Origin of the sequence: Desulfobotulus sp. (genome assembly GCF_034006065.1) — a bacterium.
Classification (GTDB): domain Bacteria; phylum Desulfobacterota; class Desulfobacteria; order Desulfobacterales; family ASO4-4; genus Desulfobotulus.
Genome location: NZ_JAVETM010000014.1, coordinates 67990 through 81583 on the forward strand (window position 1 = coordinate 67990; position 13594 = coordinate 81583).

Here is a 13594-nt window from a genome sequence, read left to right on the forward strand (position 1 = left end):
ACCGAAAAGGGTATCCCGGACCTGCCCGCCCTCTCAGTAAAAGATACGTTGACACGCCTTCCGGACTCGGTTAAGCGAAATGACATGAACGTCATTTCTTCCGATAAAGCCAGCACACGGCAGAACATCCTGGATGCGGCGGTGCGTATCTTCAGGGAAAAGGGTTTCCAGAAAGCCCGGGTCTCGGACATTGTCTCCGCAGCGGGCCTCGCCCAGGGAACCTTTTACCTCTATTTCAAATCCAAGGAAGAAATCGCAAGGGAAATCTGCCGTTCCTTCATGGAAGGCCTCACCCACATCTTTGATTCCGATGAGGATGTCTTTACCAGCCGAACCCTGGAAGAACTGCGCCTGCGCCTCCGCAGAATGCTGGTGGAAGCCCTTTCCATCCTTCAGGCGGATGCCGAGGCAGCGGAAATTGTTCTGCGGGAGGGCATCGGCCATGGCGGGCTCTTCAAAGAGCTTTACGAGGACCTCATCTTCGGTTTCATCAAACTTCTGCGCCACAGACTGGAAAACGGGCATTCCCGTGGCCTTCTCCACGTACAGGATCCCGAAACAACGGCGGTCTTCATCGTAAGCCTGGTGGAGCGCAGCTTCTTTTTCTTCATGGTCATGCGCGGCACCCTGGATGTGGAAAAAATTGCAGAAGAGATGAGCCACTTCATGCTGAACGGCCTTACGCGAAAAGAAAATGAGGGGAAGCATTCGGATACCCTACAGTCTTTCTAGAAAATAAGGATAGCTGCCCCATGAAAAACATCAGTATCGCTAAAAAACTCATTTCAGCCTTTATCTGTGTAACCCTCATCACCCTCCTCGTAGGATCCATGGGCCTGTACGGATCCCAAAGCGGCAGAGAATCCATCAGCGGCATGGGCCAGGTCACCCTTCCCGTCATCGACCATATGCTTACCATCAATACCCTTGTCGAGAGTTTCCATGCCAGTATGCGAAGCCTTGCCACACCCGGCCTTTCCCGGGAAAACCGCCAGCATCACTACGCCCATATCGAAGAGGCCCGGAAACAGTTTGCCGGAGCCGTCAAAGAACTGGATAGTCTGCTGCATGATCCGGATCAGAAAAAGATTTTCAGGGATTTCAATGCTGCCATTATGGAATGGCGGGACAGCAACAACAGGATCATTGACTTAAGCCGCCAAGTGGATGCTCTCACCCAGAGCTATGACGGAAGCGCCATCGCCCGAAAACTGTCCTATCCCCAGGCTATGGCAGAAACAGATGCCCATATCTATCGGGCAGCTCTCCACTTCAAAACGCAGATTCAGGAATGGAAAAATATTCTCATCCGGGGCCAAAACCCTCAAGATCATGAGCGTTATCTGAAAGCTTTCCAGCATGAAGCCGACAATGTCCAAAAACTTCTCTCCGAAGCCCACATGCTGATGGAGGCTTTGGGGTTTGACACCCAGAACATCAAAAATCTTCTTTCCAGCCACCTCGCACTGGGAGAAACCTACAAAGCAAGCCTTCGGAAGCGGACCCCAGCCGAAAGCGCAGCCTTTACGCAAGAGCTGGATAACGATGTCAGGGGTATGGATCGTGCCGCCAGTGCGGGAATGGATGCCCTGATCCGTGACATCGATGAACGCATTGAGGCAATGAACGAACTGCATCACTCCATGCAGGAAGAAATGGCGGGGAGGGGGGCGCAGGCCCAGAAAAAAGTTCTGGACCATATTCATCAGCTGGTGGATATCAGCCGCAAACATGCCCGGACGGATGTAGAAACATCCATCTCCAGAGCCAGAACCCTGGAAACCCTCAGCCTTGCAGCGACCTTCACCGGTGTCCTTCTGGCCCTGGTTCTGGGAGGGCTGATCACCCGCAGCATCACCCGCCCCCTCAGTGAAACCGGAAGTCTTTTCAGGGCCATTGCCGCAGGAGACATGACATGCAGCGTATCTTCCGGGCTTCTTGCCAGAAAAGACGAGCTGGGAATCATGGCGGGCCAGATCAATGCCATGCTGGCCTCGCTGAAGGAGACCTTCTCCACCATGAACAACGGCGCCAGTACCCTGGCCTCTTCTGCCACCGAACTTGCCGCCATATCCGAACAAACCCTTCAGGGAGCCGAAGAATCCAGCACCCGCGCAGAAACCGTTGCTGCGGCAGCGGAAGAAATGGCCGTTTCCGCAAAGGCCATGGCGGAAAAAATGGTGCAGTCCTCCCAAAGCCTTGGCTCTGTTGCCTCCGCCATGGAAGAGATGGGCAGCACCATCGCAGAAATTGCGGCCAATACGGCCAAGGCCAATACCAGCACGGAAAAATCCGTCCGGGAAACCGAAGGTTTTGCCGTCATCATGGATGAACTGGGGAAAGCGGCAAGGGAGATCGGCCGGGTGACAGAGGCCATCAGTGAAATCTCCGAACAGACCAACCTTCTCGCCCTGAATGCCACCATTGAAGCCGCCCGTGCCGGAGAAGCGGGCAAGGGCTTTGCCGTGGTGGCAGGAGAAATCAAAGCCCTGGCCCAACAGACCGCTGCAGCCACAGGGGACATCCGCAGCCGCATTGAGGGAATACAGCAGGTTTCCGGAAAAGCCCTTGCGGATGTGCAGGGCATTGTCAAAAGCATCCGGGGGGTGAATGACATTGTGGCAGGCATCGCAACGGCCACAGAAGAACAATCCGCCGCCATCCGGGAAGTGAACACCAGCATTTCCAGAGCCTCGGACATGGTTCGTGAGGCGGATACCCAGAGCACGGAAATGACCTCCGTATCCGATGAAATCGCAAGGGATATGGCTTCTGTGAGTGCTGCGGCTGGCCAGGTGAAAAACGCCAGTACCCAGGTGCAGGCAACTGTGAAAGAACTTTCCGTACTTTCAGAGGAAATCCGCACCATGATGCGCCGCTTCAAAGTTTAGACCATTTCCATACCGTTTTATGAACATCGTGGTTGTTTATTGCTTTCTGCCCTCATCCCGGCCCTTCTCCCAGTGGGAGAAGGGAGAAAACAACCATTCTCAAGGCCCCCCCTCCCTCTGGGCTGGGCTTTACCCATAATTTTTATCTAGCCTGTTGAGTTGCAAAAATGTAGTTTTGAGGGTGTCCAAATGCTCTTTTTCCAGATAGGCATCTGGAGTACAGATTCAAAAACCCCTTTACAGTTCGGAATAAAAACCCTAATGTGACTGACGAGTCAGTCAAGAGGGTCGGGGAGACCCGAAAAAGCTCTTTCCCCACGGCCCACAAATGACTGAAGAGTCATTCAAAACCTGATCCCCAAAAAGGACCGTCCATGCCCGACTCCAGACGCGCCGCCATCCTTCTTTCCTTCGCCCGAAGGCCCAGGCTGCTTTTTCCCCTGCTTTTCTTCGCAACCCTGTTTCTGGCCTTCGGGGCAAAACAGCTTTCCATCCAGAACGACATCATGTTCATGCTGCCGGACAGCAATGCGGAAAAACTCTTTTTCCTGGAAACCCAGGAAAAATTCGGCTCCGGTTCAGGCATTGCCATTGCCATCTCTTCAGAAAAAGGCATCTACGACCCCCTTCTTCTGGAAAAAATCAAAAAAGCCGGAGACCGCATCCGAAACGCCAACCAGACCATTCCCGCACGCATTCTGCAAAAGAACTTTTCCCTTGGGCCTTCCGAGGCCCTGCTCATCACCGCCCTTTTACAGAACCACATGCGCATGGAAGGCCCGGACGTTCTCCCGGAAACAAGCCTCTTCACAGAAAGTGAAGTTCTGGAGGAAGCCCTTTCCGAAGCCCTGCCCCCGGCCCTTTACGGAGAAGATCAGGAGACCCTCATCCAGGCCACAGTGGAACACCTCTCCCGCATGGTCGCCGCCCTGCCCCATCCCGGAGCCGCACTCATGGGTGTCATCAGCCAGCCCACGGACAGCCGGGGGTTTAACCGGGGCGTATGGGTGGATACGGTCTCCTCCCTCATGGAAAGTGATACCGTGTGGCCGGAGTTCGCCTTTCCCGAAGATCTGGAAGAATTTTTCCTTTCAAGGGGGTTTTCCGAAAAAAATGAGGCCCGAACCCTAAGCCGCATCCTCCTTGAAAGGGGAAAACTCTCCCCCCAAGCCCTGCACGAACTTCTCCACAAGGAAGAAGAAAGCCTCATGCGATCCGGGCTTTCCAAAATCTTTCTTTCCCGCCTTCAGGAAAAAAGCCTCCGGGATGCGGATCTTCTTTCTGAGCTTTCCGGTCTTCTCCAGCAAAGCCCCAAGCAGATCCGGACGGGCAGGATTTTTACAGAAGGAGAAAGCAGCCTTGAAGATCTTAAAACCCGGCTCCATGCCTGGTCCCTCTTTGAAGGGGGCCTGTACAGCAAAGAGGAGCGGAGCGCCCTCATCCTGATCCGCACGGCTCCCAATCTCACCAAGGCCCACAAGGCCCTGCTTCTTTCCGAGGTGCGGCAAATCCTTGATGAGGTATTCGGGGACTCCCCCTACCACCCTGCCCTTGCCGGAGAACCGGTGGTGGATGATGCCATCGGTGAGTCCATGGAAAATGACATCCAGAGGCTTTTTCCCTTTGTCACCCTGGTGGTCATGGCCTGCCTTTTTCTCATGTTCCGCAACCTTTCCGGTGTGCTCTATCCCATGCTCACGGTGCTGCTCTCCCTTGTCTGGTGTTTCGGTATCATGGGCTATGCGGGAGTGCCGGTATCCCTTGTCTCCTCGGCCCTGCCCGTTCTGCTGGTGGCCGTGGGTACGGCCTACGCCATCCACCTGACCCATGCCCTTCAGGAAAAGACACCCCCTGCTGCGGACAGAAACGAAAGGATAAAAATCGCAGGCCGCGTCCTCAGCCTCACCGGCGGCGGGGTGCTCATGGCAGGACTGACCACCTTTGCGGGCTTTATCTCCCTTGCCAGCAACAGCATCGTGCCTTTGCGGGATTTCGGGATTTTCATCGGCCTTGGGGTGATCTTTGCCCTTGGCATCGCCATGGTGCTGACTCCGGCCCTTTTCATCCGCTTCGGGTTCCGGGAAAAAAGCCTCCCCCCAATCACTCCGGCGGAAAAAAGCCCCTTTATCACCCGCATCTGCCTTTTCTGCTGCAAAAAACCCAAAACCGTCACCGCCCTCTACCTGGGTCTCTTCTGCCTTTCCATGGCAGGTTTTTCCCTTCTCCGGGTGGAAATGAACAACATCACCTTTTTCAGGGAAGAGGCCCCCATCCGCAAAGACGATACCTTCATCAACAAACATTTTGCAGGAACCACCGGGCTTTCCGTGGTTTTCTCCGGAAAAAATCCGGGAGACGCCCTGGACCCGGATCTTCTCCGCTTTCAGGAAGCCCTCGGCCGCCATCTCACGGCAAGCCACCCTGAAATCGGAAAAATCGTAAGTGTCGCAGATTTCATCCGGAAAATGAATCAGGCTTTTTTTGACAATGATCCTGCCCGCTACAGGCTGCCCACGCTGGAAGAACTCTCCGGAGAACAGAGTGAAACGGCCCTGAAGGCCCAGTATGAGGCCTACATGGACAAGTATCAGCGCAAAGACACAAAATCCTTTCTGGATCCTGAAAAAAAGGAAGGACTGCTCAGCATCCAGCTTCGAACCGGCGCAAGCTCGAAGGTGGAAGAGGTGGCCCGGACTGTACGCGCCTTCCTGAACGGCCCGGAAGGCCAGATCCTGAAAGATAAAGGCATAGGGGCAAGGCTCACCGGCGCAGGACTTCTTTACATCGAGGCCAACCAGCTCATCGTGAAAGGGCAGATCGGCTCCATCCTCATCTCCCTTGTTCTGGTTTTCCTTGTGGTCAGCCGCATCATGAAATCTTTTATTTACGGGCTTTTCAGCCTCATTCCCCTCACCTTCACCATCATGGGCATCTTCGGGTTCATGGGCTTTACCGCCATTCCCCTGGATGTGGCCACGGCCATCACCGCCTGTGTGGCCATCGGCATCGGCATTGATTACGGCATCCATTATCTGGTGCACTACCGCGATGCCCGCAACCGGGGACGGAGCCACACGGAGGCCATAAAAGAAACGGCAGCGGGTACGGGAAAGGCTATTTTCTTCAATGCCGCAGCCGTCACAGCGGGCTTTCTTGTGCTTCTCGCATCGGCCTTCATTCCCCTTGTCCATCTGGGGCTGCTCATCTCCCTCACCATGGTCTGTTCAGCCCTGGCCGCTGTCACCCTTCTTCCCGCAGTGCTGACCCTTACTGCGGCAAAGCTTCACCCGGCTCACACCATCACCGGGGAGGCCGGAAAGCTCTCCGTCAGCAGCTCCAGCCAAGACCCCCTTACCCTGGATTCAGGAGGACATTCCCATGCGGCATAAACCCCTTTTTTGGATGCTCATCGCCCTTCTCAGCCTTTCCGGTCCCGCCCTGGCGGAGCTTGGCCCCTTCAACCCGGCCACGGCCAGAGAAGAGGGTGAGAGCCTCGCGGAAACGGTGAAGCATTTCAACAGACCGGCAAAGGATCTTTCCACCCGGGGCATCATGGTGCTTCTGGCAGGAGACAAAATCACCGACACCCGGCAGGTGGCCATGCGCCAGAAAACCGAAGGGGAGGTCAGCCTCCATGCCCTGCGTTTTCTCGATTCCATCAAGCGTGGAGTCACCTTTCTCACCATCGAAAATCAAGACCGGGACAACGATCAGTACCTCTACATCCCGGCCCTGGGCAGGGCAAGAAAGGTGGCCCTAAGCGACAAACAGAACGCCTTTGAGGATACGGATTTTTCCTTTGAGGATCTGGGAGGCCGGAAAATAAGCGATTATGTGCATGAGCGAAAAACCGATGCCGCCTTTTCCGGAAGGGACTGCTTCCGGGTGGAGTCCCTTGCAAAAGAGAGTTCCGCCAAATACCCAAAGCAGCTGAGCTGGATCGACAAGGAGAACTTCGTCCCCCTTCAGGTGCGGTTTTTCGGCAGGGACGGCAGCCTGGAACGGGTGATTGTGGCGGGCGATGTCCGGAAAATCCAGAACATCCACATCCCCTTCAAGGTCGTGGCCAAGGATCTGAAAGCCAGACACACAACGGAAATCACCCTCACCGATGCCCTGGTGGATACGGGCCTTGACGGTTTGAGCTTCAACAGGGATCAGATGGGAGAAACCTGGCGATGACATTCTTTTTCCGGAAAAAATTTTCTTTTCCCGCTGAAAGGCCTGCTTTTGCAGGAAGGTCTCCTTTTTTTAAATGGCCCCTTTTCCTCATGCTGGCCCTCCTCCTTTCTCCTTTCTGCCTTCAGGCCCAGGATCTGGATGGGGATCTGGACGGAGACCTGGATTTCTCGGATCTTCTTGGCAGCCAAAGCCAAATGATCCCGAGCCCGCAGCCAGAATCCACCTCGCCCGGCAACTGGATCTTTGAGGGTGAAATCCGGCCCTCCGTCTGGTATCCCATGAAGTCTCCCCATGACCTCAAAACCACAAACCGCATGGATCTCTTTGTTGAAAAACAGCACAGGAACACCACCTTCGCAGTGCGAGCACGGGCGGATTACCAGAATATAAACGATGACGAAGGGACAGAGGCCGATATCCGGGAGCTTTACCTCACCCAGAGGTGGCAGGCCGGACGCACCCATGTTTCCTTGAGTGCGGGCAGAAAAATTCTCTACTGGGGAAAGGGGGATGAAATCCGTCCCATGGACCGCATCAACCCCGAAGACATGACAAGTTTTCTCTATTATGACAAAAACGACAGAAAAACAGGCATTCCAGGCCTTTTCCTCAACACGGTCATGCCCCAGGGCCTGCGGGTGGAAGCCTTCTGGTCTCCGGTCTTTGTGGGCTCCTCGCTTCCGGAACCGGACAGCTATTTCAGCCCTTCCCGCATGGAAGCGTTCCGCAAAGCCGGAGGTCTCATCCGGAATGCAGACGAAGACTGGCAATGGGAAGCCGACGCCTCCCTCGGGCTCAGAGTCGCCTTTCCCCTGCGCCACGCCGATCTCTCTCTTTATGCATGGAAGGGAAAGGATCCCATGCCCACGCTGAAGGTTTCCCGCGTGATCCGCGAGATCCCCCTGCCCACCCCGCCCTATGTGATGGATATTCCGCCCACGCCTACCGAACTTTCCTATTTTCACAGCAACGCCCTTGTCTTTGGCACAGATCTGGAGCTTACCGCAGGGTCCTTTGTGTTCCGGGCCGAAGGCGCCTGGCAGGCCGAAGGCCATCATGAACGGGTAAATTTTGAAAAAAATCCATCACTTCTCAACCGATTCACGAATGGCCTTGCGGAAAAACAGAAGGGAGAATTTCTCATCGGCATGGATCGAAACGACCTTTTCGTCCGTAATCTCTTCGTCAACGTCCAGTACATGGCTGTTCTCATCCATGACCACGAGGAGGCCCTGGAAGCGGACGCCTTCACCCAGGGTTTCAGCTTCACCCTGAAATATTCACTCCTGGATTCCCGCATCAGCGGCATGTGGCGGGTCTTCACCTGGCTGAATTCCCAGGATCGCCAGCACCAGATCGAGCTTTCCTGGAAACCTGCGCGGAACACCCTTTTCACCCTGGGTGCCTTCTTCTATGACGGCGGCACGGAAAAGGATCTTTTCGGACAGTTCAGGGAGAAAGACTTCTCTTTTTTAAGGGTCGGTGTTCTCTTCTGAAAACATCTGAATAATCTTAAAAAAAAGTGCCTTTATCCTCTTTTTTAAAATCATATCGATTTTTTCTGAATTTTAGTTCATATCCAGGATCGACGCACTTTTCCGCCATCATTTCCACCCCTTGCCCTGCCTGAGAAAAAGAAGACGCCCTTGACCCCCACCCCACCCTCCGGTATCCCTGCCATCAGATCAGGGCCTCGGAGCATGGAGGCTCTGATGCTTCCGGCACACAAGGCAGAGTCCTCTGCCTGAACCTTAAAAAAACACAGCAGACTTGGACTGGAGGACCTGGAGTGGTAGGTCTTCCAGGCCTTCGCCAGACCATTTCATTTCGGGACACCCCCACAATCAGGAGGAAAAAATGCCCCTTAATTTCATCCAGGAGTACAGATCCAGACTGACCACAGCAGAAAACGCCGTCAAGGTGGTAAAGTCCGGGGATCATGTTTTCTACGGAGAATTTGTCCTTTTCCCCCGCAGCCTGGACGCGGCCCTGGCCAACCGGATTGAAGAACTGAAGAATGTAGAAATCCGGGGCGTCTGCTTCACCCAGTTTCCCAAGGTCGTTGAAAAAGACCCCTTAAGAAAGCACGTCATCGCCTCGGACTACCATTTCAGCGGCATCTCCCGCAGGCTCCATGACAAGAATCTCTGCAACTATGTGCCCATCACCTACCACCAGTCTCCAAGATTCATCCGCAAATACATTGAGCCGGATGTGGCCTTCATCACCACGGCTCCCATGGACAAAAACGGCTATCTCAACTACGGCCTTGCCAACTCCGTCACCGGGGCCAACCTGAGCAAGGCCAAAAAGATCATCGTTGAGATCAACGAGAACGTCCCTTACTGCCTGGGCGGCAACTTTGAATCCATCCATGTTTCCAAGGTGGATTTCATTGTGGAGGGAAGCAATTTTCCCCTCATTGAAGTGCCCCCCGTCCCGCCCAAGGAGGTGGATCGTCAGATTGCGGGCCATATCCTGAAAGAAATCGAGGACGGCGCCACCCTGCAGCTCGGCATCGGCGGTCTACCCAATCTCATCGGCCAGCTCATCGCAGAAAGCGATCTCAAAGACATCGGCATCCATACGGAAATGCTGGTGGACTCCTGCGTGGATCTCTACGAATCCGGCCGGGTAACGGGAAGAAACAAGAACATCGACCATTTCAAAATGGCCTACACCTTTGCCATGGGCACCAAAAAACTCTACGATTTCCTGCACCTGAATCCCGGATGCGCCTCCTATCCGGTGAACTACGTCAATGATCCGAGGATTGTGGCCTTAAACCCCAAGGTTATGGCCATCAACAACGCCGTGGAAGTGGATCTCTTTTCCCAGGTCTGCTCCGAGTCTTCGGGCTACAGGCAGATTTCCGGCACAGGCGGACAGTTCGACTTCATCTTCGGAGCCTTCAACTCCAAGGGTGGCAAGGGCATCATCGCCCTCACCTCCACCTACACGGACAAGGACGGCACCCTTAAGTCGCGGATTGTTCCCACCCTGCAACCCGGTGCCATTGTCACCGTTCCGAGATCCATCACCCACTATGTGGCCACGGAATACGGCATCGCCATGCTCAAGGGAAAATCCACCTGGCAGCGGGCCGAAGCCCTCATCAACCTCGCCCACCCCGATCTCAGGGAAGAACTCATCCGGGAAGCCGATAAAATGCATATCTGGGTGAAAAGCAACAAGTACGACGCTTAAAAATTCTTCCGCCGTAAAAAGAGGGGGATAGGAAGGGATTTTTTTAAGATCAGGCGGGGTGGCTTTCACAGCCATCCCGCCCTTTGCATGGAAAAAGACGGCAAGGTGCAGGAAAAAAACTGCGTTCGTCTGCCCCTCAAGAATAAAGAAGGCCCACCGGAAAATCCTTAACGCAAAACCCGCCGCTTCGCAGCGGACGGGTCAGCCCCTGTTCCGCAAACACAACGCACGTTCACATCATACGGCCTCAGATGGCATCCGTAACCGCATCAATAATGGCATTCAGAGTGGCGCTCGGCCGCATGGCAGCAGCCGTTCTTGCCTTATCCGGATGGAAATAGCCGCCGATGTCCACAGGCCTGCCCTGGGCCGCCTTCAGTTCAGCAACAATCTTTTCCTCGTTCGCCAGAAGATCCCTGGCAACACCCGCAAAACGTCCTGCCAGCGCCGCATCTTCTTTCTGAGCCGCAAGGCTTTCAGCCCAGTAGAGGGCCAGATAGAAATGGCTTCCCCGTGTGTCCAGCTCGCCCACCTTGCGGGAGGGAGACTTGCCCTTTTCAAGGAATTTTCCAATGGCCTGATCCAGGGTTTCGGCAATGAGACGGGCCTTTTCGCTGCCGGAAGTGCGGGCAATATGCTCAAAGGCAGGCACCAGGGCGCAGAACTCCCCTAAAGAATCCCAGCGCAGATGCCCTTCCCGGAGAAACTGCTCCACATGCTTGGGCGCAGATCCGCCGGCACCCGTTTCAAAAAGCCCGCCGCCCTGCATCAGCGGAACGATGGAGAGCATTTTCGCGCTGGTGCCGATTTCAAGGATGGGGAAAAGATCCGTGAGATAATCCCTCAGCACATTGCCGGTAACGGAAATGGTATCCTCCCCTTTGCGGATGCGCTCCAGACTGAAACCCATGGCCGCCACAGGACTCAAAATGCGGATATCCAGCCCCGTGGTATCGTGATCTGAAAGATATTTTTTCACTTTGGCCATCAGTTCCCGGTCATGGGCGCGGTTTTCATCCAGCCAGAAAACCGCCGGGGTTCCGGCTGCACGGGCGCGGGTCACGGCCAGTTTCACCCAGTCCTGGATCGGCGCGTCCTTGGTCTGGCAGCTGCGGAAAATATCGCCCGTTTCCACCGTCTGCTCCAGCAGGATAGCCCCGTCTTCGGCCACAAGACGGATACTGCCCGGCCCCGGCGCGATAAAGGTCTTGTCGTGGGAGCCGTATTCCTCGGCCTTCTGGGCCATCAGCCCCACGTTGGCCACTGTCCCCATGGTGGCCGGATCAAAGGCCCCGTTCTTCTGGCAGTCTTCCACCACCTTCTGATAAATGGTGGCATAGCAGCGGTCCGGAATGGCGGCAATGGTATCATGGAGTTCATCATCCGCCCCCCACATGCGGCCGCCGTCCCGGATAAAGACCGGCATGGAGGCATCCACAATGATATTGTTGGGAACGTGAAGATTGGTAATCCCATGGCGGGAATCCACCATGGCAAGCCCGCAGCTCTTGTGGTAGCAGGCCGCGATATCGGCCTTGATGGCTTCCCTTTCCGCCTCGGGCAGTTTTTCCAGACGGGCTTCGATGTCGGCAAAGCCGTTGTTGACATTCGCCCCAAGGGATTTGAGCGTTTCAGCGTGCCGGGTCAGAACATCCTCATAATAAACGGCAACGCAGTGACCGAACATGACGGGATCCGAGATTTTCATCATGGTGGCTTTGAGGTGCAGGGAAAAAAGCAGCCCCTCTTCCCGGGCCGCAGCAATCTGGGCGGCAAAAAAGGCTCTCAGTCTCACGACGTTCATCACAGCCGTATCCACCACCTCTCCTGCCAGAAGGGAAAGCTCCTTTTTCAGCACCTGGGCCTGACCGTCCGCCCCCACAAATTCAATCCGTACCCGGCAGTCTTTGGGAAAGGTCATGGATTTTTCGCTGCCGTAGAAATCGCCCCCATCCATATGGGCCACCCGGGATCTGGACTCTGAGGGCCAGGGCTTCATCAGGCGGTGGGGGTTTTTCTGCCCGAAACGCTTCACCGCCGCCGGAGCCCTGCGGTCGGAGTTGCCCTCACGCAGCACCGGATTCACGGCACTGCCCAGAACTTTGGCGTACCGGGCCTGAATGTCTTTTTCCGCCTCCGTAACGGGCTGATCGGGATAATCGGGAAGGGCGTAGCCCTGGCCCTGCAACTCTGCAATGGCGTCTTTGAGCTGGGGAATGGAGGCGCTGATGTTGGGGAGTTTGATGATGTTGGCGTGGGGCTGCTGGCAGAGCTGGCCCAGTTCGGCCAGAGCATCGGACTGGCGCTGTTCAGGAGTCAGCCTCTCCGGAAAAGCGGCGATGATGCGGCCCGCAAGGGAAATATCCCTCTTTTCCATCACCACCCCGGACCAGCCCGTGTAGGCCTGAAGGATGGGAAGCAGGGAGTAGGTGGCCAGGGCCGGAGCTTCATCGACTTCCGTATAGATTATGGTATGGGTGCTCATCTTCCGCCTCGAATGATTTCAGGGTTATAGAAAGGCTTTTTGCCGTCATTGATGCGGAAAATGCATTACCACACCCCGCCCCGGATTGCAATTTCTTAGCCCCCGGATCACCCTGCGAACAGAAAAAAACGTATCCGCTTCCTGGATGCTTTCTTCTGCTTCATTACTACTGCCTCTTTGAAAAAGAATTCTTTCGCATTTCCCTTCTCTTCCGACTGGGGAGCAACTGCAACGGATTCGGGGCAAACAACAGCTTGAGCTACGACAAGACATCGCAACTTGCTATTCAGAATCAAATATTTCATTTTTTTTCTAAAATTTTTCATTATAATGCCGATACATCTATACAGCATTCTCATTGAGCTGACCTGCCAGATAAAAATCCCCATAAAAACGGGGAACAAAATTTTTTAAAATAATCAAGATTTGTTAATATTACGATAAAGTATTGAAAAAAGGAGATAATGCGATGATCACCTTGAATTCAACAGCAAATTTTAAGGTTACAGCTAAAACACCTGAAAACCTGAACTCCGTCAAACAATCACCAAATAACCAGCATACAAAAATTAAGCACATAACCGCCGCTGATAAGCAGGCAGAAGGTTATACCGTAACCCTTGGGCACATTGAAGAAGATACAGGGCCTCCCAAAATTTTTATTGATGGAGATACCCCCATAAAAGATCTTATCGGAAAACGTATTATGAATGTTCCTGAAATAGACGCAACCCCACGAATGAATGATTTAAGGACTCTATCAAAAATTTATTTGGGAGATAAATATGATTCTAGTTCCACTTATCCTAAGTTTCCAGGATTAAAGCAC

8 protein-coding genes are annotated in these 13594 nt (G+C 54.3%); 7 read left to right on the forward strand and 1 reads right to left on the reverse strand.

From position 1 onward, the window contains the following. Positions 1-84: 84 nt before the first annotated feature. The 6 genes from RBR60_RS07425 to RBR60_RS07450 all read left to right on the forward strand — a co-directional run bounded on the left by RBR60_RS07425 (position 85) and on the right by RBR60_RS07450 (position 10280). Positions 85-732, forward strand: coding sequence for a TetR/AcrR family transcriptional regulator (locus RBR60_RS07425; protein ID WP_320355284.1), 648 nt, complete (start codon positions 85-87; stop codon positions 730-732). A 20-nt stretch (positions 733-752) separates the two neighbouring features. After that, positions 753-2891 carry a methyl-accepting chemotaxis protein gene (locus RBR60_RS07430; RefSeq protein ID WP_320355286.1) on the forward strand — a complete coding sequence of 713 codons (2139 nt, stop codon included), beginning with the start codon at positions 753-755 and terminating at the stop codon, positions 2889-2891. 374 nt (positions 2892-3265) lie between these two features. Continuing rightward, complete coding sequence (locus RBR60_RS07435) at positions 3266-6280, forward strand: efflux RND transporter permease subunit (protein ID WP_320355288.1); 3015 nt, start codon at positions 3266-3268, stop codon at positions 6278-6280. Further along, positions 6270-7073, forward strand: coding sequence for an outer membrane lipoprotein-sorting protein (locus tag RBR60_RS07440; RefSeq protein ID WP_320355290.1), 804 nt, complete (start codon positions 6270-6272; stop codon positions 7071-7073). The genes RBR60_RS07435 and RBR60_RS07440 overlap by 11 nt, the downstream gene beginning before the upstream one ends. An 89-nt stretch (positions 7074-7162) precedes the next feature. Next, a complete protein-coding gene (locus RBR60_RS07445; RefSeq protein ID WP_320355292.1) occupies positions 7163-8569 on the forward strand; it encodes a DUF1302 family protein in 1407 nt (468 codons plus the stop codon). A gap of 361 nt (positions 8570-8930) precedes the next feature. Then, entirely contained in the window at positions 8931-10280 is a 1350-nt protein-coding gene (locus RBR60_RS07450; protein WP_320355294.1) for an acetyl-CoA hydrolase/transferase family protein, read from the forward strand. A 247-nt stretch (positions 10281-10527) separates the two neighbouring features. Here the strand turns inward: RBR60_RS07450 and RBR60_RS07455 are convergent, their stop codons facing one another. Further along, on the reverse strand, positions 10528-12765 hold the full coding sequence (locus RBR60_RS07455) for an NADP-dependent isocitrate dehydrogenase (RefSeq protein WP_320355297.1): 2238 nt from the start codon (positions 12763-12765) through the stop codon (positions 10528-10530). Positions 12766-13234: 469 nt separating this feature from the next. On the opposite strand from RBR60_RS07455, the gene RBR60_RS07460 reads away from it, so the two are divergent. After that, on the forward strand, positions 13235-13594 hold a 360-nt coding region (locus RBR60_RS07460; RefSeq protein WP_320355299.1), incomplete at its 3' end, for a hypothetical protein.